General features: G+C 43.2%; 17 protein-coding genes. 6 read left to right on the top strand and 11 right to left on the bottom strand.

Features of this window, described 5'->3' with window-relative positions; genetic code table 11:
* Positions 1–10: 10 nt before the first annotated feature.
* A complete protein-coding gene (locus DW657_RS09555) occupies positions 11–4,033 on the top strand; it encodes a hybrid sensor histidine kinase/response regulator transcription factor (protein WP_118312327.1) in 4,023 nt (1,340 codons plus the stop codon).
* 88 nt (positions 4,034–4,121) lie between these two features.
* Here the strand turns inward: DW657_RS09555 and DW657_RS09550 are convergent, their stop codons facing one another.
* The 6 genes from DW657_RS09550 to DW657_RS09530 all read right to left on the bottom strand — a co-directional run bounded on the left by DW657_RS09550 (position 4,122) and on the right by DW657_RS09530 (position 15,082).
* Positions 4,122–4,937, bottom strand: coding sequence for an alpha/beta hydrolase (locus DW657_RS09550; protein ID WP_118312326.1), 816 nt, complete (start codon positions 4,935–4,937; stop codon positions 4,122–4,124).
* A gap of 2 nt (positions 4,938–4,939) precedes the next feature.
* Positions 4,940–5,329, bottom strand: a complete 390-nt coding sequence (locus DW657_RS18360; RefSeq protein ID WP_233546731.1) for a RagB/SusD family nutrient uptake outer membrane protein — start codon at positions 5,327–5,329, stop codon at positions 4,940–4,942.
* Between the two features lie 60 nt (positions 5,330–5,389).
* Positions 5,390–6,610 carry a RagB/SusD family nutrient uptake outer membrane protein gene (locus tag DW657_RS09545; RefSeq protein ID WP_233546729.1) on the bottom strand — a complete coding sequence of 407 codons (1,221 nt, stop codon included), beginning with the start codon at positions 6,608–6,610 and terminating at the stop codon, positions 5,390–5,392.
* 24 nt (positions 6,611–6,634) lie between these two features.
* Positions 6,635–9,832 carry a TonB-dependent receptor gene (locus DW657_RS09540; RefSeq protein ID WP_118312325.1) on the bottom strand — a complete coding sequence of 1,066 codons (3,198 nt, stop codon included), beginning with the start codon at positions 9,830–9,832 and terminating at the stop codon, positions 6,635–6,637.
* 193 nt (positions 9,833–10,025) lie between these two features.
* A complete protein-coding gene (locus DW657_RS09535) occupies positions 10,026–12,809 on the bottom strand; it encodes a beta-glycosidase (RefSeq protein WP_118312324.1) in 2,784 nt (927 codons plus the stop codon).
* Positions 12,810–13,123: 314 nt separating this feature from the next.
* Positions 13,124–15,082, bottom strand: a complete 1,959-nt coding sequence (locus DW657_RS09530; protein ID WP_118312323.1) for a DEAD/DEAH box helicase — start codon at positions 15,080–15,082, stop codon at positions 13,124–13,126.
* A 327-nt stretch (positions 15,083–15,409) separates the two neighbouring features.
* On the opposite strand from DW657_RS09530, the gene DW657_RS09525 reads away from it, so the two are divergent.
* Positions 15,410–16,759 carry a DUF3843 family protein gene (locus DW657_RS09525; protein ID WP_118312322.1) on the top strand — a complete coding sequence of 450 codons (1,350 nt, stop codon included), beginning with the start codon at positions 15,410–15,412 and terminating at the stop codon, positions 16,757–16,759.
* A 212-nt stretch (positions 16,760–16,971) separates the two neighbouring features.
* On the opposite strand, the gene DW657_RS09520 is transcribed toward DW657_RS09525, so the two are convergent.
* Positions 16,972–17,169, bottom strand: a complete 198-nt coding sequence (locus DW657_RS09520; protein WP_369973472.1) for a hypothetical protein — start codon at positions 17,167–17,169, stop codon at positions 16,972–16,974.
* A gap of 220 nt (positions 17,170–17,389) precedes the next feature.
* Here DW657_RS09520 and DW657_RS09515 point away from each other — a divergent pair, with 220 nt between their 5' ends.
* Positions 17,390–17,923 (top strand): TIGR00730 family Rossman fold protein, encoded by a 534-nt coding sequence (locus tag DW657_RS09515; RefSeq protein ID WP_118312321.1) that lies wholly within the window; start codon positions 17,390–17,392, stop codon positions 17,921–17,923.
* A gap of 107 nt (positions 17,924–18,030) precedes the next feature.
* Here DW657_RS09515 and DW657_RS09510 read toward each other — a convergent pair whose 3' ends face one another.
* The 4 genes from DW657_RS09510 to DW657_RS09495 form a co-directional block, all read right to left on the bottom strand.
* Positions 18,031–19,272, bottom strand: a complete 1,242-nt coding sequence (locus DW657_RS09510) for an ATP-binding protein (protein WP_118312336.1) — start codon at positions 19,270–19,272, stop codon at positions 18,031–18,033.
* Between the two features lie 320 nt (positions 19,273–19,592).
* Entirely contained in the window at positions 19,593–20,780 is a 1,188-nt protein-coding gene (locus DW657_RS09505) for an FprA family A-type flavoprotein (protein ID WP_118312320.1), read from the bottom strand.
* A 7-nt stretch (positions 20,781–20,787) separates the two neighbouring features.
* Positions 20,788–21,213 (bottom strand): hypothetical protein, encoded by a 426-nt coding sequence (locus DW657_RS09500; RefSeq protein WP_118312319.1) that lies wholly within the window; start codon positions 21,211–21,213, stop codon positions 20,788–20,790.
* 5 nt (positions 21,214–21,218) lie between these two features.
* Positions 21,219–22,160: a carbohydrate kinase gene (locus DW657_RS09495; RefSeq protein ID WP_118312318.1), complete on the bottom strand. Its 942-nt coding sequence runs from the start codon at positions 22,158–22,160 to the stop codon at positions 21,219–21,221.
* 121 nt (positions 22,161–22,281) lie between these two features.
* On the opposite strand from DW657_RS09495, the gene DW657_RS09490 reads away from it, so the two are divergent.
* The 3 genes from DW657_RS09490 (at position 22,282) to DW657_RS09480 (ending at position 25,270) form a co-directional block, all read left to right on the top strand.
* Positions 22,282–23,613: a pitrilysin family protein gene (locus tag DW657_RS09490; protein ID WP_118312317.1), complete on the top strand. Its 1,332-nt coding sequence runs from the start codon at positions 22,282–22,284 to the stop codon at positions 23,611–23,613.
* Positions 23,614–24,434: 821 nt separating this feature from the next.
* Entirely contained in the window at positions 24,435–25,016 is a 582-nt protein-coding gene (locus DW657_RS09485) for a hypothetical protein (protein WP_118063784.1), read from the top strand.
* On the top strand, positions 25,016–25,270 hold the full coding sequence (locus tag DW657_RS09480; RefSeq protein WP_118063782.1) for a hypothetical protein: 255 nt from the start codon (positions 25,016–25,018) through the stop codon (positions 25,268–25,270). Before DW657_RS09485 ends, DW657_RS09480 begins: the two co-directional genes overlap by 1 nt.
* Positions 25,271–25,307: the final 37 nt, after the last annotated feature.

The following is a 25,307-nucleotide window of genomic DNA, read 5'->3' as shown; positions in this document are numbered from 1 at the left end:
AAGAAAGAGTATGAGATATAGTTCATACTCTTTCTATACACTAAAAACTTTATTATCTGCAAATTACATGAAAAAAAGTCTTTCTTTATTAGTTCTTCTTCTGCTGCTTACTTGTTGGCACATACATGCAGAGAACACTATCAATTTCTATACAATAAACGCAAAACAAGGTCTATCATCCAACCGTATTCAGTCCATAACAAAAGACCGCTATGGATTTATGTGGTTTGCAACCAGAAACGGACTCTACAGATATGACGGTTATCAAATCCATCACTACAACACAAAGAAGGAAACTAATTTTCTGTTTGTAGCAGTAGATGCATCCAACACAATTTGGATAAAGGGAAAAGCAAACTGGTACTATTATGAAGCGGAAAAAGATCAATTAAACGACAATATCAGTTTGCGCCTGAAAACAATCGGTATCCATGAGAAAATCAAGGAACTTCAAATCGATTCTGACAAGAACCTCTGGTGCTGGTCAGATAAACATACATACTATTACAATTTTGCCAATTCTCATTTAACAACTTATCCTGTGCATCAAGACGTCATTCTCTCGTCATTTTGCAACAGAAACAAAAAGGTTTACCTAATGGATAAGAAAGGCAATATCAAAATCTTGAATAAATCAAATGGTAAATTAACCCAGGCCTTTTATTACCCATATACCATTACTGAATCAATCAGTCTATATATGGATAGCTTTAATCGTTTATGGATATATAATCCTAACCTGCCAAGCTTTCATTGTTATAACACTACAAACTATAAAGAAATACAGATTCCAGCCAATAAAGAGACCAAGGATTGTACCATTACACAAATTATGGACGATGAAGATGGAGTTATCTGGATAGCTACCAATGCTGGTATCTATAAGGTCAATGGCTTTAATTTTCAGACAGAACACATCCAAAAGGATGCAACTTCCACATCATCTTTGACAAGTAACCACATCTGCTCCCTCTATAAAGATGATGCTGGCATTATTTGGATAGGAACAGGAAGAGAAGGAGTATGTTATCAGCAACTCAACAAGCTCACATTCAAGACTTACCCTATTAATACAGAAGAAGACATTACCTGCATCTTTCAAGATTATCATAATAACATCTGGTTAGGAACCGACGGAAAAGGACTCATAAAATGGAACTTTGGCAAAGGTACAACTGTATATAACAATACCAACTGTAATTTGGGATCCAATTTTATTATCAGTTCTTTTTCAGACCAAATGGGGAATGTTTGGTTAGGAACCTATAAGCAGGGAATCTTCTTGCTGAACAACAATCGTTTCTTTCCATTCCTGTATCCCAACACTTCAATTACCAATTCCCCTATCAACCATGTAAAAAAGATAATATGCGACCCCGAAGGTACTATTTGGTTTGCTTCAAACATGAATGGTGTCATTGGGTACACAACTCATCAACAGTTTGTTCAATACAACAGAAGTAATTCTAATCTACAAACCAACAGCATCACAGATTTAAGTAATCAGGGAAGTAAAGACTTATGGATTGCCACATCATATGGTTTATACGTTTTAGATATTAAAAGTAAAAAATTATCACCATTCACAACAAATGGCAAACAGCCATTTGCCGAAGAATACATTGAATGTGTATTGGAAGACAGCAGAGGGCTAATCTGGATTGGCACCCAGAATGGAATGTTTATATACAACAAGAATAGTAAAAAGCTTACCAAACTGACAACTCAGGATGGATTGTCTCATCAGCACGTTCTAGGCATAATAGAAGACTTACAGCACAATATTTGGGCTTCAACGGCAAATGGCATCACACACGTACTGATATCACAAGACTCAGTACAAGGTGAACTTAATTATTGTTGCTATCCATATACAGACATAGATGGTCTTGGAAATATTACATTTACTACAAGAAGCATGATACGCACCACAGACGGAACTATTCTGGTTGGCGGTACAGGTGCACTCCTTGCTTTTAAGCCCAATGATACTACAAACAATTTCCGCAAAAAGTCAAAAGTTATTTTTACAGACTTACGCATTGCAAACGAAATTGTCAGAACAGGTGAACCTATGCGTAATGGGAGAATCGTGCTTAATAAAAGTTTATATATGCTTAAAGGAATTGAATTAAAATATTCAGACCATTATTTTGCTATAGATGTTTCAACCATGAATTATGGAAACGAACATAAGCTTAAATATCAATATCGGCTCAACAAAAAGGACGATTGGACAGATTTAGATGGCAACAGAATCAATTTCAACCAACTGGCGTATGGAAAATACCAATTAGAAGTGAGAGTAAAGAACAATTTAGGACTTAATATCAGTCCTTCTACGCTCTATATTCATATAAAGGCACCATTTTGGTTGTCTTCTTACGCATTTTGCTTATATACACTTATTCTTTTGATGAGTAGTTACTACTTTTACAGACAGTATCAACTTAATCTCATTAGAAAGCAAAAAAGATTAGCACGCAAGCATCATGAAGAAGTGAATGAGGCTAAAATGAGATTCTTCACTAATGTCAGCCATGATTTGAAAACACCTCTTTCTCTCATAACCATACCTTTGGAAAAGGTACTCAAGAACAATAAACAAAAAGATCTTGCAGAAGATTTAGTTCTTATGAAAAAGAATGTCGAGATTCTCAAATCGGAAGTAACGCAATTGTTAGACTTCCGAAAGCTGGACCAACAACAAGACAAATACGTCCCTTTCTATGGCTCTATCACCAACTTTATCACAGAGATTTGCCAATCTTTCAAACCTCTGAATGAAGGCAAGGGTATCTCTCTCGAAGTCATAACTCATGGAGAGAACATAGAAATGGACTTTGATAAGAAAAAGATACAAGGTATCCTTCTCAATTTGCTATCTAACGCCTACAAATATAATGTAGAGAAAGGAAAAGTTAAGGTAGAGATACAAAAGTCCGAGTCTGCAGGAAGAGAATTTATCAAGATACAAATCAGGGATACAGGCATCGGCATCAAAGATGAAAACAAGCCTAAGATTTTTGATAGATTCTATCAAGAACAGGATATAAATACCTATATAGGAAACGGAATAGGACTCCATATTGTCAAAGAGTACGTGACCCTTCATCATGGTAACATTGCAGTAAGCAATAATATGCCACATGGTAGTATTTTCACCATCACCATTCCTATCACTCACTGTATGGCAAGACAATACACAGAACAAATAAATACTAACAGCGAACAGCATTCAACACATATGCCAACATTAGATAGCATGTCGTCCAAGCCATATATTCTGCTGGTAGAAGATAATGAAGATTTCAGGCATTTTGTAGCTCGTTCGTTAAAAGACCTATATTGCATTCAACAAGCAAGTAATGGCCAAGAGGCTCTCAAAGTGATGGAAAAGGAGAATATCAACATCATCATTTCAGACATCATGATGCCAGTCATGGATGGATTAGAATTGTGCCATCAAGTGAAGAATGACATTAGGTTCTCACACATCCCGATTATCTTGCTTACGGCAAAAACCACAGAAGAGCATATTTTAGAAGGTCTTAAAGATGGCGCAGACGAATATATCACGAAACCTTTCAATATGGATATTCTCATACTGAGAATAAATAAGATTCTTGAATGGACGCAGAACAACCATATCAAAAGCAATACGATGGACATTTCGCCTTCAGAAATAACGGTTAGCTCTTTAGATGAGAAACTGATGAAAAATCTCATCAAGTATATCGAAGATAATATGAATAACGAAGAGCTGTCGGTAGAAGACTTAAGTGCCTGTGTTGGATTGAGCCGAGGTCATTTATACAAGAAACTTATGAGTATTACTGGAAAATCACCTATAGAACTTATCCGAATACTCAGAATCAAAAGAGGAAAGCAGCTTTTGGACCAAAGCCAGGAAAACATTTCCCAGATTGCATATGAAGTGGGTATGTCACCGAAACAATTCAGTAAATTCTTTAAAGAAGAATTTGGCATATTGCCTTCTGAATATAAAAAGGACAAAGAAAGCAAAAGCTAAACAGTAAAAAGGGGGATGAACTCTTCATCCCCCTCTAGTACTTTAGTATGAATTAAACTTATACGTGTTTCACAACAGGTCATTAAAACTAATAACTATATGGATTGCCTAGTATTCTTTTTACTGATTCCAAAAGAATATGATAAGCAGGATCACCCATTGGTCCATGACCATGTCCTCCAATCTCATAAAGAGTTGTATTCTGATGTCCGACCAGCTTCATCATACGCCACATATAGGCATTCTCTTCATATCTTCCAAACAGTTCGATGTCTCTATCACCAGTAATCAGTACCAACGGAGAGGCGTCTTTTCTGACATGGAACAATGGTGCATACTTATCAATCATTGGCTGAAGGTTTCCGATGCCATTCATCTGACGATATGAGAAATGACTAATCATCTGACCGCTAAACGGAATCAAGCCGGCAATACGATTTGCATCTATATCATAACGTGCCAGCCAACTCTTGTCGAGTCCAAGCATGGCTGTAACGTACCCTCCTGCAGAATGACCAGACACGAAGATCTTAACTGCATCTCCACCATATTTAGCTACATTCTTGAATGCCCAAGCCAAAGCTGCTGCACAGTCATCCAAGCACTCATCCACCTTGACCTTTGGCAACAATCGGTAATTGACACCAATAACAACCATACCTTTATTCACCAACTTAGAAGGCAACTGTTTGCTACCGCTGGTAAGTCCACCACCATGATACCATACTACGACCGGACAATTCTTCAAGGTATCATTGTAATAGATATCCAGTTTACAACGCTCCTTTACGTAGGCATCCTTAGTTGTCTTATACTGGATGTCCGTCAGAACCTTGTCGTGAGCAGTCTGAGCATAGCCTAGCTGGCACAAAAAAATACTAATAATTAATAATAACTGTCTCATATTTAATAACCATAATTGTTAGAATCAATTGCATCATTTTCAGCAACCTCAGAAGTAGGAATCGCATAAAGCAAGTTCTTCTTTGTTCGGATGGTAGAACGTTTGGCGGTACCACATTCGATATATTCCGTAGCATTCATCACATTAAGATACAATCCCCAACGCAACAAGTCAAACTTTCTGTTAAATTCCATACAGAATTCCAATGCGCGCTCTTTCAACACCAAACTGCGAGCCTCCACCTTATCAGAAACATTACCCGCATAAAGAGTTGTTGCCTTGGCACGTTTTCTTATCACATCAACATCTTTCATTGCTGCATTGATGTCACCTAGCTCAACTTCAGCTTCTGCACGAAGAAGATATGCCTCAGCAAATCTTATCAATATCACATCCTGCTGAGTAGTAGCAGCCTGCTTCTGACTATAGAAAGATGGATTAGAAATATCATCTTAGTACCATTTTGTCAAACAAGGAACAGCACCCTTATAAGAACTATAAAACTCGGTGCTTACTGCTTTTAAGTTATCCGGCAAGTGCTCTGCATTATATCTATCAGAGTTGGCAGGATAAGCAATCCATTTCTTGTTAGTATAGCTTGCCCAATAATAATGCCAAACACCATGTACAATACGATCATCATCTTCATCATACTGCTGGTAAAGATTAGGAGCCATATAAATCCATGTACCACTACCTCCATACGGAGCTAGTGTAAAATAATTATTCAATCCTGAAGTCTGATAAGAAACATCAGAACCTGCAGCAGCTCCCCAAACGAACTCCTTGTTACGGGCATTGTTGCCACCCCAAAGGCTCAAGTAGTTTGGCATCAAATCATAATCAACCCCTCTACGTTCAATAACTATATCACAAAGTTCCTTAGCACGGGTATAGCACTTTTTTGCATCAAAATTCTCAGCACCATCTACTTTGTCACAAGTAAAACGCTTCTTGTCACCTTTGACATCTACAATCATCTCTGCGTCGGAATGAGTCAACGCAGCAGAGCCCATTGTACAATAAACACGAGCTAACAAAATGGCAGCCGCTGTCTTGTCGGCATGTCCCCAAGCACCAACATTACCTTCTGAAAGGAAATGAAGACAATCCAAGGATGTTTCCAAATCACTTGTAATTTGTGCATAAACATCTTCTACGGAAGAACGAGGGCAATTCTCTTCTGCTGCCGAAGTAAGACGCAATGGAACCGCACCATACATACGAACCAAATGGAAATAAGCAAAAGCACGAAGGAACAAGACCTCGCCATAAAGCTGTTTCACAGCAGCGTTTTCCTTGTAAGCGTCGGTTGACTCCAAAGACTCCTTTGCCTTGTTGGCACGATTTATCATACAATAAAATGTACTCCAGAGGTCATTGGTAGTATTATACGCCCAATGACTGGTCACATCTCCACTACCAGCACTACTCAAGACCCATCCAGGACCTGCACTATGGTCTTGGTCGTAATCCATCCATGCCAAATAAGTCTGCTGCATACACCAGTGATCCCAAAATGTTGCATATATACCAGTTACCAACTGGGTAGCTCCATCTTCAGACTTTGCCAGCTGTTCTGCAGTTACTGCATATGGATTCTCTTCCATCGAACAGCTCGCAAAGGTAAACGAAAGGAGCAATGCCGATATCGAATATATTATCTTTTTCATAATGTGTCCTTTTAATTTAAATGGTTAGAAATTAACGTTTAAGCCAAATATGATACTTTTCTGCTGAGGATAAGCACCCGAATCAATACCTCTCAAGGAAGGTGTAGAACCGAAAGAGTTGACCTCTGGGTCATAACCCTTATAATCAGTAAAGGTCAACAGATTATTACCTACCACAGAGACTCTCAAGCTGTTTATGAATGAGAATGGCTTATTAAATGTATATCCCAATGAGACTGTTCTCAGTTTTAAGTAAGAACCATCTTCAAGATAAGCTCTAGAGAATTTGATATCTCTACCAGAATAATCAAATATCTTTGGCGCTGTTGGATTTACCTTATTATTACTCCATGAAGCTTCGTAAATATAATACGGAATATTCTGGGTCTGACCTAGATTATAATATCTCAAAGAGTTCATATTAAAAACATCATTGCCTTTCACTCCCTGAAAGAGAACACTCATATCAAAATTCTTGTAGGTCACATCAAAGTTGAAACCATAGAAGAAATCAGGGTTTGCATCCCCTATCCAATCCTGGTCATTATCTGTGATAAATCCATCACCATCTCGATCCAGATACCTGAACTCACCTATCCAATCACGTCGAATCAGCTCTTCTGTTGCCTTATCATTGCTATCTACAGTGTAATTAGGATACTGAGTCTGGAACAGTTTGCTCGCTATTACTTCTTCACGACTATTCCAAATTCCATCCTGCACATAGCCATAGAATGAGCCGATAGAATGTCCGTCGGCTATAGCATATGGTCGAAGACTATTATAGATGGTATTAGGGAACATTGGCTCTTCCCCGATATCGCTCACCTTATTCTTATTAAACGAAATATTGGCACCTACATTTACACGCAAATCACGGGTATTAATGGCTGTCACTTTCACATTAGCTTCAAAACCAGTATTCTTGACTGAGCCCAGGTTCGACAACACTTGCATCACACCTGTGCTTGGAGGTGTCTGACGATACTGCAACAAATCTGTAGTTTTCTTACTATACCAGTCCAACTCCAGATATACTCTATGGAAAAAGTCAAGTTCTATACCAGCATCATGCTGCCAAGTCGTCTCCCAAGTCAGGGCACTATTACCCGGATTGTTGATATTGGTGACATAACCATTAGACATACCAGAACCAAACGGATAGTTCACTGCCGACAAGATAGCAAAGGTTTGATAAGAGCTGATACCCTGATTACCAGAAGAACCATAGCTATAACGTAACTTCACATTGTCAAGAACATAAGAAATACCCTTCATAAACTTCTCCTCAGACAAGCGGTATGACAAGCCAACAGACGGGAAGAAAGAAGCACGCTTACCTTTTGCAAACTTGCTAGACACGTCATCACGAGCGGTCAATGTGAGATAATACTTACCTGCATAATTGTATGCTAATCGACCTATCAAAGAGAATAATCTAGAGTCATTCTTATCAGAATGAACCTTGGTCAAGGCACTTGCATCCTGCAATCCCCAACCATTTGTGATATCCGTACCAAAGCCTTGCATTGTAATAGTCTTAGCATAGCTATTTATTGATTCCCAGGATGTACCAATAGTACCACTCAAATTATGTACCTTGTTGAATGTTGTATTATACATCAGGAGGTTATCAAACACCAAGGAACTTCTCCAATTATCACCAGCATTTGACTTACCATTTACACTCTTACCCTCTGCCAAAAAACTTGGCCAATACTTATTGGCATCATTACGAGTATAGTTATAGCCCAATACAGTACGATAGATCAATCCTTTGGCAAGGTTGATGTTCATATAGCTTGAAGAACGGAAAGAGATGTTTTTATTCTCATTCAATGCATCAAGATATTTGGTTGGGACAGCAACCATACTATACTCATTGTCCAAATCTTCTTGAGTTTGACTTGCCGGATAAGTAATAGCAGATCTAACAATACCTTCTGTACCATTGTTCTTATTGCTTGTAGCAGTCTTTATCATCGAAGAATTGGCAAAAGAAGTTGAGATTGAAGTACCAAACTTCAACCATGGACGCACTTCTTTATTGATGTTTGCCTTAATCGTATAACGAGTATAATCAGAGGATTTAATGATACCCTGCTGCTTCAAATAGCCACCACTGACAGAATAATCAGATCCCTTGCGACTTCCTGAGAAACTAACATTCAAGTCATGTGTCATACCAGTTCGCATGATTTGATCTTGCCAATAATATGGATCATTATCATAATCTTCAGGACCTTTCAAATATTTCCCCTCACTATTGGTAACACCTGGAAAAGGAAGATCCTCCTGACTCCAATCAAATCCCGAAACTTCTTGTGTATTAATATAAGATGTGTTACGATAGGTTGCATAATCCCGTGCACCTAACACCTTGATTTTCTTGACAGGATTACTAATCGTGGCCTTATAAGAAAGCGAAATTTGGTCTTTTTGACCTAACCCTTCACCACTTTTCGTTGTAATCAGCACAACACCATTAGCACCACGAGAACCATAAATAGCCGTTGCAGATGCATCCTTTAAAATTTCAATAGAAGCAATGTCGTTTGGATTCAAAGAAGACAAAGCATTGTTATAATTTGGAGCTTCAGAATCAAAGTTGATAGAGTCATCATTACCATCTGCCACAGGAACGCCATCTATTACATACAATGGTTGGGTAGAACCTTGGAATGAATTTGTACCACGAATCTGAATACTTATGCCACCACCAGGAGCACCATCATTAGAAGTGACATTGACACCACTTAAACGTCCTTGCAAGCCTTGCTCCAAGCTTACTGGGGAATTCTTCAATAATTCATCAGACTTAATCTGGCCTACAGCACCAGTCAAGTCACTTTTCTTGAAAGCACCATATCCCACAACAACTACTTCATCAAGTGCCGAATTATCTTCACGAAGCACAACTTTCATATTAGTACCAGCCTTGATATTTTGGGATACATAACCAATATAAGATACTTTTAATGCAGTTCCAGCTTTACATGCTATTTGGAACTTTCCATCCAAATCAGTAACAGCTCCTACAGAACTACCCACAACGACTACACTTGCCCCAATAACAGGTTCTCCGTTTGCATCCACTACTGTGCCTCGTAGCACAGAGTTTTGATTAATTTCATTGCTTGAAGCATGAACTACTTGTGGTATTCCAAGAGGCAAAGCTAAACATGCCGCATAGAGATACCATTTTGCATAATTTCTTTTCATTAGCGTATAATTTAGAATGATAAATAAGATTGTTTATCTGTAAAACACGCTGCAAAGATAATTATACTTTGTCGTATTCCACACCCCATTTCAATTGTATGACTTCCGAAATGTATTCTGATACAAATGGGAAGCCATACAATACAAAAGGGAGGAAAGCTATAGGCTTTTTTGCCTTTTCTATTACATATTCTTAATATTGCGAGATATTATTCAGTTCCTTCAATGAAACCTGACGAGGCTTCTCGGCAAGTTTCTTCTTCAATTCATCCACCGTTATTTCTACAGATGGATTGAAATCGGCAGAGCGCATATAATCAATTACACTCTGATAGAAAGCCTTGCCTTCCGGATATTTGGCAGCCTTCTCCAAATCGCTCATGCAGACGAGGAGCTTTCCGGCTCCCACCTTCCATTCCATCACCAAGCCAAGTTTATGGTTCCGCTCAATATTATCTATCACCTGAACTATCGGGCGATAATCCTTGGAGAAATTGTCAAGCACCAGCGGATGCGATTCCTTGATAACCGGGAACCATTGCCAGTTGGTGTGCATCTCCGTAGGGAATCCCTTGAATATCGGATGTTCCGGATTCGTCAGAATGCCCAGGGTTCCTGGAGAAACCTTCTTCTTGTTGTTCTCGCAGATGGTCTTGAACATGCGATAGTTCCAGTAATCGGTCTGGAAGAGTCCGCCAACAGTATAAGGAGTAGCATTATCTGCCTGCGAAAGCGTATTATCGACCTGCAAAAGTGTATCATCGGCAGCCACAAAATGACTGGAAGCCGTAGGCATCCAAAGCACCTTTCCGCCCTTTTCCAAGACTTTCACCACTTCCAGATTCAAATCTCTGGCAATGATGACGCCCTTCTTTTCCAAAGCCTTCTTCGGATAAACCCAAAGTTCGTAGGAGTTTCTCGCCTCTGTTCCTTCAATGTTTAATGTAAGAAGCAGCTTGGTAGGTTTCTGCACGTGGAAAACACCATTCAGTTCACCCACATCCACCAAACCTTCATCGTATGAAAAGATGTTCAATACTCCCTCATCCTCAGCCATCAAGTCGCCCACATTCTTTCTCACTTCACCATCCTTGGTGCTGAAAGTTCCATCATCCATACAGAACAATCCGTTCTCGGCAGCCAGATGCCATTTCAGTTTCTTGCCCTTCAGCGAAGAACCGCCATAATTGGCTACCTTTACCTTAGCCAGAATCTTCTCACCATCCTCGAAGCAGAACTTCTTCATTTCCAGCAGAGGAACCACAGGCGAACACCACTGGCGCCATTCCTCGGGCGTAGTGATTCCCTTGCTCTCCATAAAAGCATCGAGGATGCCTACGAAAGCACTTCCCTGACCGGGATAATCCTGAATATCGAGGAGTTGGAAGCCCGCCATATTCCGGGTTCTCAAATCCATTTCTATATCGGCTTTATAGAGTTTCACGCTCCATAAGCCCGAAGCCTTGTGGAAATCATCTGCCTGCGAAAGCATTCCGGCTGCAGCAAGGCGACGGCGGAACACTTCGAAGTTATAAGGATGAAGCACTCCGGTGTATTTCTTCATTTCCCGATAATCAGGATAGGTCTGAAACTGCCCTGTTTCGTGAGAGATGATTGGGATTCCGGCCTTATCGCAAGCCTCATCAAAATTCATCGTAGAATTAGGATGGAAATGATTGATCATTCCTCCATCGTAAGCGTCGGCAAACGAGAAGGAACCACGGGTATGAGTATTGTATTTGCCCCATCCCTCACCTCCGATTCGGCAAGTGGTGAAGTAATCCATTCCTTCTTTTATTCCCTGATAACCGAGATAGTAATTGCTTCCGAAGGTATAGTATTTATCTGGCGCAATCTTGCGGAAATCATCCACAAACTCCTTCATCTTGTCGATGTCGCCCCAGAGTTCATTACCCAGCGCCATCATTCTGAAAGAAGGATGATGACCATATTCTCTGAGGATATTCTCGCCTTCCTGATGCAGGAACGCCATCAGCCTTTCATCCTTCTTGTCGAAAGAACCCCAGAAAGGAAGTTCCGGCTGGAGATAGATTCCCAGACTGTCCGCTGCCACGAAAGCCGCCTCCGGTGGGCACCAGGAATGAAAGCGCACATGGTTGATTCCATACTCCTTGCAGGTTCCGAGATATTTCATCCAACCTTCCACGCTCATCTCTACATGTCCCGTCAGCGGCCAGACAGCCGCATCGTGCTTGCCACGGAGGAATATCCTATGACCATTGGCGTAGAAGTGAGCGCCCTCAATATGAAAATCCTTGGCGAAATCAGGCATCTGAAGGGCGGAAGGAGAAACAACAGAACGGCTAGGGATTGCTCCAGCCAGAGGAACTACAGAACGGCTTGAGATTGCTCCTGCCAGCGTTTCTGTCGATTTGCAATCGGTAAAAGAGGCAAGCTGGAGTTCTATCCTTCCGATAATTCCATTCCAGTTGGTCTGCGTATCTTCCGTGTAAGCATGGCTGGAACCGTAAACCTGATCAGGCACACCACTTCCATTATCCACCACGATTTCCAGGAAATGCTTGCCCGGCTTCACCTTCTTTGGTAGAAGATAGCGCTGGGGAGTAGAGATGAAGTTGCAGGAATCCACCAGTTCTCCATCCACATACACCCATGTCGGTCGGGTACGCTCCAGGAAGAGTTCTACCGGCTTCTTCTTCCAGTCCTTCGGGATATTGATTGTTCTCGAATATCTAGCAGCTCCTTTATAGGCATAGAACCTCGTAAGATGCGTTGTTTCCATCGTATCTTTCGGAGCGAATCCCAGACGATTCGTATCGATGGTACCGGGAAGGATGGCACGCTTCGCAGCATCCGTAACCACACGTTTGCCCTTAGCAAAAGCGCTCTTGCTCTCGCCCAACTCCACCTGCCATTCTCCTGCCAGGGAGATACTCTGTGCTTGCATACTCAGGCTCATCAAGCCCAAGGAAACGATTAAAACTATTCTTCTCATTTTTTAGGTATTGTTAATCCGCCTGCAAATATAATCATTTTATTTGAGATTTCTTTCTATTTTACGAAGGAAAAGTTCCGTTCAACGTCTCTGAATGTCGGTTCAACGTCGTTGAATGTCGGTTCAACGTCGCTGAATGTACGTTCAACGTCGCTGAACGAAACTTTCTATTAGGAGTAGAGATTTATTTGATAGAAGAAAATACTGATTATCATAGGGAGTAGAGACATCTACATATAAGAAGAGCACCCTTTCCTGAATAACAAGAAAGAGTGCTCCTTACTATCTAAACATACTCAACATATAAATATGCTTTACTTCTTCTTAGGTCTGCGACGAGCCCAACCTTCTTCCTCGAAGTTTGGCTCCTCGCCCTTGAACTTCACGTTGTCGTTGTTCTGGAAGAACTGGCGCCAATCGCCTGTATCCTCCTGAGGGCGAGACTTTCTTCCGCCACGAGATTCGCCACGGCTTCCACGTCCTCCCTTTCCACGAGAATCACGAGAGTCTCTTGCATCTTCAGAAGAACCTCTGCGGCTGCGTCCGCCTCTTTCTGAAGAACGGGCGCCTCTACCCTCAGAACTGCGACCACCACGGGCTGCTCTGCCATGACCTTCCTCATCAGCATCGTTACATCTCACGGTTCTGCCCTTGTACTCAGTACCGTTCAATGCCTTCATCACGCGCTTCGCATCCTCCTCAGGCACCTCGATGTAGGCAAACTTACTCAGCAGGTCGATGTGACCCACCTCCTGGCGACCCTTCACGTGCTTGTTCAAATACTGCATGATTTCGCCCGGATAGAAACCATCCGCCTTACCCAAGTTGATGAACAATCTCTTGAAACCAGCCTCTGTCTCATGCTTTCTGCGACCATTGGAAACCTTGCCACGGCCTTCGCCACGATTTCCACGACCCTCGCCACCACGGGAACCCTTGCCGGTCTCAGGCTTGATAATCTCAGGAGCATTCTTATAGTAATCGAGGAACTTACCGAAGGTGATGGTCACCATCTTCTTGATGATGTCCTCCTTGTCGATGTACTCAAACTGGCGGTTGATTTCTGCCATGTATGGTTCAATCTGATCCTCATCCACATCGGTCTTCATAATGTCGTCCATGGTCTTGAAGAGCTGCTTCTTGCAGATTTCCTCTGGGGTAGGCAATACGCCGTCCACGAAGTCCTTGCCAATCTGCTTCTCTATCTGGCGAACCTTGAACTTCTCTCTGGTATGGATGATGGAGATGGATGTTCCCTTCTTTCCGGCACGACCCGTACGGCCGCTTCGGTGGGTGTAACTTGCCACATCATCAGGCAAACCGTAGTTGATAACGTGAGTCAGATCATCTACGTCCAGACCACGGGCAGCCACATCGGTAGCCACCAGGAACTGAACGGTATGGTTGCGGAACTTCTGCATGGTGAGGTCACGCTGCTGCTGGCTCAAGTCGCCGTGCAGCGCCTCAGCATTATAACCATCCTTAATCAGCTTATCTGCAATATCCTGAGTCTCCAGCTTGGTGCGGCAGAAGATAATTGCAAAGATGCGTGGATAGAAATCCACCACGCGCTTCAGGGCGAGATACTTGTCCTTGGCATTTACCAGATAGTAGATGTGGTTTACATGCTCAGCACCCTCGTTGCGCGAACCCACTACGATTTCCTTGTGGTCGTGCAGGTAGTTGAGGGCAATCTTCTCGATGTCCTTGCTCATGGTAGCCGAGAAGAGCAGGGTGTTTCTATCTTCCGGAACGTTCTCGAAGATGGCATTGATGCTCTCAGAGAAGCCCATGTTCAGCATCTCGTCAGCCTCATCAAGCACCACGTTGTTCACGTTCTCCAACTGAGCCACGCCACGATTAATCAAATCGAGCAGACGGCCAGGGGTAGCCACGATAATCTGCACACCATGCTTCAGGGTGCGAATCTGGCTTCCGATGTCGGTACCGCCATAAACTGCGGCAATATGCAAACCGTCGATGTACTTGGCAAAACTGTTCAAATCGTCTGCTATCTGGAGGCAGAGCTCACGTGTAGGACTGAGGATGATAGCCTGTGTCTGCTTGCTACTGGCATCAGTTTTCTGGATAACCGGAATACCGTAAGATGCAGTCTTACCCGTACCGGTCTGCGCCAACGCAATCACGTCGTTCTTATTACCAAGCAAATATGGGATAACTTCTTCCTGAACTGGCATTGGATTCTCAAATCCAAGCTCTTCGATGGCACGGCGAATCTCCTCGCTCACGCCCAATTCTTCAAATGTCTTCAAATCTTTTTAACCTTAATTCATTATAATCTAAATGGAAGGCCGAATTCACCCTCCCAGCCATGAATTAGGGTGCAAAATCCTTCCGAAACGCTTGCGGCAATCCCACGCATTTATTAAGATTGCCTAAATTCGGGTGCAAAGATACGAAAAAACTGCGAATTTCTTGCATTTTTTGCGCAGAATTCATTATCTTTGCATTATCTTTACAGATAAATCGGGCAATATTGCTCCGAACTAGCTAACAAGAATCATAAACATCAACCGAGAAGAACGAATATCGCGTCACAACGACATCGCTTAACCTCGAATAACAAAGAATCGAAAAAAATGAAAAAGGTAATTTTCACCCAGGATTGGATGGCAATGCATCCATACGAGAAACCAAACGAAGTAGATCAGTACTATACAGAACTGGCTAACGAAATATACCACGCCATCGACGAGGCGTGCTTCACCCATCAGTTTAAGAATGTGGAGGATGCCAAGCAGCTTGCACTCAGCATTGCGGGCTACTTTGAGGATGTGATTTCCGGTGCAGGAATCTGGAAGGCGTTTACTGCGGAATGCAAGAAGCGCTACGGTACCTACATCCCATTCTATGAAAATGAGGATGATTTCGTTCCGAATACCCTGAACGAAGATGTTCCAGCCTACGATCCGGAAGAAATCAACTTCGCCGACATCAAGTTCCTGTGCTGGCACCATTACCAGCAGAGCACCTACATTCAGGAAGCCGTTCCTTTCCTCTTCAGTACGATGACGCTGGCTGCCAAGCTTGCCTATAATCTGCTCGACAAGGAATACGAGACAGCGCCTGAGAATGAGCGCCTGATTACCTATCTGAGCGAAATGCCTGTACTGGAGGGGCAGAATGAAGAAGAAGAGAAGCAGCTCGACGAAATCCATCGCCGCGACACGTTGGCTTGGTTTCACTATGGCTGCTACTTCAATGTGGGCAACCGCCAGCGCCTGCAGTTTGCTCTCCAGCAGATGGCAAATTCTCCTCAGGGGCTTACAGAGCCTATGGCCTACTCCATACAGATGGAGATGACCATTGCCAGCAGAAGCAATCTCCTGGCGCTTACTTCCCTAGAGTGGCTTGAGAAGATTACGACTGAGATGCCTACCCACAAGCTCTGGGAGGATAAGGAATTCAAGGAGAAGATCGAGAAGATGGAGGCGAGCGTAGATCGCGAGAAGGCTATCCACGATTACAACCTGCTCAAAGCAAAGGAATTGGGCGACAAGTTCATCTTCCTGGAGGATGTGAAGACCCTGAAGGAGTTCTTCAAGGAGATTGAGTTCGAATTGCCTAAGGATATCCGATTCCCACAGCAATACGAGAAGGGCATCATCGTGAGCGCAAGTCCTTATACGGGTATCAATATCAGTTTCGGCCTCGCCCACTGCATCGCTTCGCCTGAGAATCCTTACTACAACGCTGAGCGCGCTGAGGATGACAGCTTTGGAATCATCAGCGGCAATGGCCGCCCATTCCCATACGAGATTGTGTGCAAGCTGATAGACAACAATATGTTGCCTGACGCCAATATCTTCACCAGCCGATACATAAGGGAGGCAGGCTTGAAGATTACCCAGGCAAACCTCCAGTTCCTTGCCGATTACTATCTGATGGGCAGAAAAGACAAGGATCTGTCGCCAGCAGAATTGTGGTAAAATCATTCAGAATATTCAAAAATTTAGAGAAGAAAGAGCGGAAAAACAACTGTTAACTGTTAACTCTGTTAACCCCCGGTTGTTCTTCCGCTCTTTTTTATTTTTAGTAATTTCTCAGTTAGTTATTCCAAAATCACTAATTTAAAATTTGCTTGCACTTGATTAACCAAGTCGCATAATCGGGAGTAAATGACTGTAAACTCTGTTAACCCCTATTTCAGATTCTTATCCAGAAACTCCAGCATTTTCTCCTGCGCCTTCAAACCGCAGGAATGAGGAATGTCCCAAAGTTCCGTATCCAGCAGATTATCAGCTCCCTGACTCTTCCAAACCTTGTGCATTTCTGCGAAAGCATCCTTTACGCCAGGTACCGGAAAGAGCTTGTCTTTTGTGCCATTGATGAAGAGCATCGGTTTCGGACAGGCGAGGGAGCGATGTGAGGTTTGTCGATAAGAAATCTATCTTCCTGTTTATAAGATTAGTTATTGTTTGCAAAATTAAGAAATTATCCGCAAAAAGAGCCCAATAATCTCGATATTTTTGCGTACCTTTGCCTAAAACATTTATAAATAACGGATAAAACATCATCAAATAGAAGATAAAACATTATCAAATAGAAGATAAAGCAATATGAAAATAGCAGTTTTTTGTTCAGCAAATAAGAATATCGACCCCGACTTCTTCACGATGACTGAAGAGATGGGAAAGTGGATGGCTGAGAACGGTCACGACCTGGTTTTCGGCGGCTGCAACTCCGGTCTGATGGATTGCATCGGCAAGGCAGTAAAGGCGAATGGCGGCAGAACCATCGGTGTGGTTCCTACGCTTGTAGAGCGAGGAGGCAGAACCTTCCCAGATCTCGACATCGAGATTCCGTGTGATAATCTCAGCGACCGCAAGGACCTGATGCTTGCCCAGAGCGACATCTTCGTAGCCCTTCCTGGCGGCATCGGCACCCTGGATGAAATCTTCACCATCGCTGCCGCCCACACCATCGGCTACCACCACAAGATGGTGATTCTCTACAACATGAAAGGCTTCTGGAACTCCACCATCGCCCTTTTGGACGATATGGCAGAGAAAAGCATGATTCGTGGCGATTGGCGAGATGTGATAGAAGTGGCGGATAACCTGGAAGAATTGACAAAGCTCTGCGAGGCATAAAAATCCTATATGAAATAGATGAAGAAAGAGCGGAAAAACAACTGTTAACTGTTAACTCTGTTAACCCCCAGTTGTCTTTCCGCCCTTGATATTTTCTTCAAGACCATCTATTCTTTCCCTAAAAGGAAATCGGAGAGGCTCATCATCAGAATGCCTTCTTCATTATAACCCGAATGATACCTATCCCCTACGATTATCAGTTTGCGGAAGCCATCGTTTACATCCAAAAGAGAAGCCTGCTCCTGATCTACCTTCTCCTTATCCGGCAAGGCGTAAGCCGACTGGATATAGAGGCGTTCATCATGACGGTTCACCACGAAATCTATCTCAAGATTCCTACGCTGCAGTTTGCCATTCTCATCCCGCTTGAAGCTCTCCACTGATCCCACATCCACACCATAGCCTTGTTTGCGAAGCTCGTTATAGATAACATTCTCCATAATATGGGTGAATTCTATCTGTCGGAAATCAAGCACGGCATTTCGAATACCTAAGTCCTCGAAGTAATACTTGGTACCAGCACCAATGTATTTGCGCCCCTTCACATCATAGCGCAAAGCCTCGCTGATGATGAAGGAATCCTGCAGGTATTCCAAATACTTGCTGATAGTATTGCCACTTATCTCTACTCCACCAGCCGATTTAAACGTATTGGAGATTTTCAAGACATTGGTACAAGAACCTATCGTAGATGCAAGGAGACGTACCAGCTCTTTCATTCCCTCTGGATTCTTCAAGCGATTTCGGTCCAATACATCTTTCAGATAAACGGTCTCATAAATCTCTCGAAGATAGTTTTGCTTGGCTTCAGGACTTTCCATCTGCACCACAGCAGGCAATCCACCATAAAGATAATAGATTTCCAGGGCTTGACGCATCTCTCCTCCCACAACCTCGTAGTATTCAGAAAAGCTCAATGGATGAATGCGGATTTCCCATCCTCGCCCTCTGAACTCCGTGATTACATCCTTTGACAAGAACCGGGCATTGGAACCAGTTACGTACACCTCAGCATTCTCTACATGGAGATAAGAATTGAGCACATCCTCAAACTCCTTTACCATCTGAACCTCATCAAGAAGAATGTAATACTTCTCCTTGTCTACCATCTGAGCATCAATATACTCTAAGAGTGCATCCGGGTCACGGAGTTTCTTGTTTCTACGGTCTTCAAGATTTACTTGTATGATATGGTCTTCCGCAACACCTCTTTCAAGCAAATGCTTGCAAAAGATGTTGAAAAGAAGAAAAGATTTACCACATCGGCGGATGCCAGTGATAATCTTTATCATCCCATTGCCTTCGGCAGAGATGAGCTTATCTAGATATTCCTTGCGCTCAAAATACATCATTTTACTGAAAATTTTCGTGTCAAGACACATATTTTTGCAGCAAAAGTACACTTTTTACTCGACTTCACCAAGTTTTATCGTAATTTACACGAAATATTTAAAGGTATTTAAACAAAGAAAGAGCGGAAAAACAACTGTTAACTGTTAACTCTGTTAACCCCAGTTGTTCTTCTGCCCTTAAACTTTATTCTGTGGCTTCAATATTTTGCCAAATTACTCCCTCAATACACAATAGTCATCGAGAAAAACCGAAAATCTTTCATTCAGAATGAATACTTTCACCCGAAACCTTTCATTCAGAATGAATAGATTCTGATTTATTCTGCCAGCAGCTTCTCTGCCATTGCCTTACCCAGAGCCTCGCACTGCGCCTTTACCTCTGGAGTAATCGCCTGCTTCATATCCACAGGCTCGCCCACTGGCTCGTAGTGGAGCTTGGTGTCGTTCCACTCCTGAATCTTTGCTACTGCCTTGCTTGCCCAGCAATGAGAACCATACCAGCCTAAGAGGTGGTTCTTGACGTCCTTATTGGCAAGCTCGGAAAGGAGAACCTCCATCTCGTGATAAAGCCCGGCATTGTAGGTTGGAGCACCCACGATGAGACCCTTGTAGCGGAAGATGTCGCGCAGGATGTAGCTGTGGTGAGTCTTCGAGATGTTGTACATTACGATGTTCTTCACGCCAGCCTTGCTTGCCGCACGGGCGATGATTTCAGCCATGCGCTCGGTATTGCCGTACATGGTGCCGTAGCAGATAACCAAGCCCGGCTCCGTCTCGTACTTCGACATCTTATCATACATGCCGATAACCTTCTCAATATGCTCGTGCCAAACCGGGCCATGGGTTGAGCAGATGTAATCCAGCTCCACGCCAGCCAATTTCTTCAAGGCATTCTGAACAGGGATTCCATACTTACCCACAATGTTTGAGTAGTAGCGAACCATCTCCAACCAGAAAGTCTCGCAGTTGATTTCCGTATCGATGATTCCGCCGTTCAGCGCACCGAAGCAACCGAACGCATCACCTGAGAAGAGCACCTTGTTCTTCGTATCAAGGGTTACCATGGTCTCTGGCCAGTGAACCATAGGGATGAGAACAAAGCTCAGCTCGTGGTTGCCCAATGAAAGGGTTTCGCCATTCTTCACCTCTACCACATCATCGGTTACGCCGTAGAAGCCTTCGAGCATTCCCAGGGTCTTCTTATTGCCCACGATCTTGATGTTAGGGTAATATTTCTTGATGAGGGCGATGGAGCCGCTGTGATCAGGTTCCATGTGGTTGATGATGAGGTAATCGATTTCGCGGTCGCCAATCACCTCGTGGATGTTCTCCAGGAACTGGGTGAAGAAATCTACCTCTACTGTATCTACCAGCGCTACCTTCTCATCGTCAATGATATAAGAGTTGTAGCTCACTCCGTTAGGCAAAGGCCAGAGGCCCTCGAAACGATGCTTGTTGCGGTCGTTTACGCCTACGTAATAAATTTTGTTTGTAATTTCTGTCATAATAAAACTATTTAAAACTATTAGCGAAAGCATCTGCAGCGCCAGAATTTGCTGGTGGCAATCCATACCACATTCGTTCCGTATTACTATTAAATTTAGCATCTACCGCCCTGCGAGCTGCCTCATTATAACTTTCCATTAATTCTTGCTGTTTTTGAGATAATGGATATTTTTTTTCTTTTGTTCGTAACTCATCTATAACTTTATTTATACTATCTTTTCTTATTTGCCGAAGACTATCTTCAACAATTTGCTTAAGACTATCTTTTATTTGTTCCTCTCTTTCTTCAGCTAGCCAAATACTATCTTGCTTTGCTTGAAGAACTTCTTTTTCATGTCGTTCTTTGCTAACTTTGTTTGAATATTGTTCAATACTCAAAACAGCAAAAATACACAAAAGAAGTCCTAATAAAAACATTAAAATCTTTTTCATTTAACTTATTTTTTTAATTCCTTCTTCTTTTGCTCTCCGAATTCCTTGGAAACATAATTGTATATGTCCTTGCAGCATTCGGTGGAGAATTCCTGGGCACTCTTCAGGAGGCTATCCCATTGCGCCTCAGATAATCCACGGTCGATATCCTCGCGGGTGATTCCATCCTTGATCAGTCCGAACACGAAACCGGCATTGAAGTTATCGCCGGCTCCGATGGTGCTCACCGGCTTCATCTTCTCCGAAGGATAACTCTTGGCAAAGCCGTTCTCGGCACGAACCTCTACAGGCTCAGCACCCTGGGTGCAGATAAACTTCTTGCAGTAGAAACTGATTTCGGCATTATACACTTTATCCGCCTCCGGTTTCTTGTAGAGGATTCCGAAGTCCTCATGGCTTCCGCGCACAAAATCAGCATACTCCAGGTTCTCTATCAGATTAGGCGTAATCTTCATAATCTCATTCTGATGAGAAGCACGGAAGTTGATGTCGTAATAGAGGATGGCTCCGTGATTCTTGGCGTACTCTAGAAAACCGGCCACCTGAGGACGAACCACCGGATTCAGGGCGAAGAACGAACCGAAGAGCACGATGTCGCCAGGATTGATTTCGGGAGTGGCAAACTCCAGCTGGTCGTGGGGATGGTCCTTGTAGAAGATGTAGTCGGCATTGTTGTTCTCGTCGAGGAACGCCAGCGAGAGCGGCGACTTCGATTCCGGAAAGATGCTCACATTGTCGGCATTCACCCCATTATCTCTCAGAAACTGAATCACATACTCACCGATACGGTCGTTGCCCGCCTCGCTGATAAACGAAGCGTTCACGCCCGCACGTCCCAACGAGATGACTGCATTGAACGATGAGCCACCCGGTACTGCCTCTATCGGCTTGCCGTTCTTGAAGATGATGTCAAGCACGGTCTCTCCTATTCCTATAACCTTACGCATTGTTTTTATGTCTCTATTTATATTTTTTTGGGGACAAAGATAAGTCTTTTTGGCGATAATGCAAAATAAATGCCCAATATTTTGGATAAATTACATTTTCAATGTAACTTTGCACCTTGAAATGAAATACAATACTTATACATTAGACAACGGACTCCGCATCATCCACCTGCCATCGGACAGCAAGGTGGTGTATTGCGGCTATCAGATAAATGCCGGCACCCGCAACGAGGAGCCGGGCGAGGAGGGCTTGGCTCACTTCTGCGAGCACGTCACCTTCAAGGGCACCGAGCGCAGAAAAGCGTGGCACATTCTCAACTGTCTGGAGAGCGTGGGCGGCGACCTGAATGCTTACACCAACAAGGAGGGCACGGTGTATTACTCCGCCATCCTGAAGGAGCACATCGCAAGGGCCGTGGACCTGCTTTCCGACATCGTCTTCCACTCGGTTTATCCGCAGGCGGAGATAGATAAGGAGGTGGAGGTTATCTGCGATGAGATTGAGAGCTATAATGATTCGCCTGCCGAACTGATATATGATGAGTTCGAGAATATCCTCTTCAAGGGTTCGCCGCTGGGGCACAATATCCTGGGCACAGCCGAGCAGGTTCGGGCTTTCAAGACGGAGGATGCGCTACGTTTCACAAGGAAACTTTACCGACCGGATAATGCGATATTCTTCGCATACGGGGATATTGATTTCAAGAAGCTGGTGAAGCTTATCCAGAAGGCTTTGGGAGAGTGCCCAAAAGGCCGAGAGCTTGCTTGCTCGACGGATTGCAAATCCGCCGAAACGCCTACGGAAGAAAGGATTGCTGAAGAAACACCTACGGAAGAAATGGAAGCAGGCGATGCAAATCATAAAGTTCAAAGCTCAAAGTTCAATGTTCAAAGTAAAGTTGCTGGCCAGACAATCGTGATGCAGAAGAATACCCATCAGGCTCATGTGATGATTGGAACCCAGGCTTACGATGTGAACGACGACCGCCGAATGCCGCTCTATCTGCTTAATAATATGCTGGGCGGACCGGGTATGAACGCCAAACTGAACCTCGCCCTCAGAGAGCACAACGGCTTGGTTTACACCGTAGAAAGCACGATGGTGGCTTATGGCGACACGGGCACCTGGAGCATCTATTTCGGCTGCGATGAGCACGATGTAAAACGCTGCCTCAGATTGGTTCGCAAGGAACTAGATAAGTTCATGCAGAAGCCATTGAGCGATGCGCAGCTCAAGGCTGCCAAGAAACAGATTAAGGGTCAGATAGGCGTGGCTTGCGACAACCGCGAGAACTTCGCCCTCGACTTCGGCAAGAGCTTCCTGCACTATGGCTGGGAGAAGAACGTTGACCGCCTCTACGAGCAGGTGGATGAGATTACCGCCGCCCAGATTCAAGCCGTGGCTCAGGAACTGTTCGATAAAGACAGACTCACCACCCTGATTTTCAAGTAGTTTCTTGTTGAGTACACGAACCACAATAAGGATGTTCCTGCCCTCAATGCCCTGATCAAGGACATCGCAAACCGACGTGGTATTGGCGTTGTATCAGCGTTGTACATTGAAAGACGATATTTCTTATTTGTTACCTACTTGATTATCAGCAGGTACAGGAAAACTCAAACGTAAGCATCATTTTATTGGGTGACAAGAAAGAACCAACAAAATGAAAAACAAATCTTGTGCAACAAATTTTGCTACCCAACAACCATTTTCCCTGTTACTTTTACTTCAAGAACCATTTTTACTGGCGGAAAGAAAAAAGATGTGTTACTTGTCTATAGCTGCCAACCAAAGCCAATACACAAATATAAATTCATTCATCTTAGGATATATATACTAATGGATTGGATGAACTGAACGAATTGCGGAGCGATAGCCCTATCGTGCTATGTGCAGTATTGGGTTGTCGCTCTCTTTCTTTCCGCCAGTAAGAACTCTTGTATGATTTCTGTTACTTTCCACTTGTAATCGCTTGTTTCAAGTCGTTCTTGTCTCTTTTTATCCTCATATCTCAACTTTTCTAATTGTTACTCCGTTACCTGAATTTTCATCACCATTTCTGGGCTTTGACAAATTTGGTTGCAAAGGTAATGTCTGTACCCATATTCCTTGCAAGGTCAGTGCCTATGGTCTCTTGCTAAAATCTCCACCTTGCAGGTTGTATTTTAGCAGAGAACCTTGCAGGAAAAGCACAGACACCTTTTGAGGCAACAAAATTTAAATCAATCCCGAAATTGCATATGCAAAATTAGGGAATAAAAAAATGAAGACTTATGGCAAACATTTGTGACACTCAGTACAAGGTGATGGGCGAACGCAAGGCGGTAGCCGACCTTTGGAACACGCTCCAAACAATGGAGGTGAACACCAAGAACGTACATCTCTACAAGTTGGCGGAACACTATGGCATCGACTATGAGAAGATGGGCATATCGGTAAGAGGATATATCTATTGGGCAGAGTTTGAGGCAGACGAGGACATCTGCTTGTTGTCCTTTGACACCGAAAGTGCATGGTCTGCCTGTGAGGAGTTCTTTGATGAACTGAACAAAGTTCTTGGTGGAGAACTTTCCGTCAGTTATCGTGAGATAGAATGTGGATGCGACATTTTCTATGTCCATGACGAGCAAGGCTTCTTCCCAGAGGAATGCTGTGTGAGTTCTTCGGGCGAGCCTTTCGAGGATGCTTGTGAGGACATCTTTGACACTTGCCAAGATGCTATTGCCAAGTGGTGTGAGAAGATGGCTATCTCGCAAGGTGACAGAACCGATGATGAAATGATGGACTTCATCAACGGCTATGAGTATGAGAACGAGGACACCTATTATTATATAAACAAGTTCACGTTTGACTGATGGAAAGATTTGAGACGATAGAGAAAATCCCCACATGGGCATTATGCTACATCATCAATGGCGACCCTACGGGATTGAGTGATGAAGACATCAAGATGGTTGATGGCTTCATGCAGAAATGGCAAGTGGAAATTGTTTCTCCACTCAGCCAAGACGGAAACGTATCATTCTCGCACTATCCTGCCTTTGGACTACCTGCCGAGGTTGAGGAGTGCAAGGTGATTTATCATTCGGAGAACCCACAAACTTTATAGAGCTATGTTTGAATATGAACTATAATAATAAAAATGA

The organism is Prevotella sp. AM23-5 (assembly GCF_003473645.1).
GTDB lineage: Bacteria > Bacteroidota > Bacteroidia > Bacteroidales > Bacteroidaceae > Prevotella > Prevotella copri_A.
This window is presented reverse-complemented; position numbering and strand designations above follow the sequence as displayed.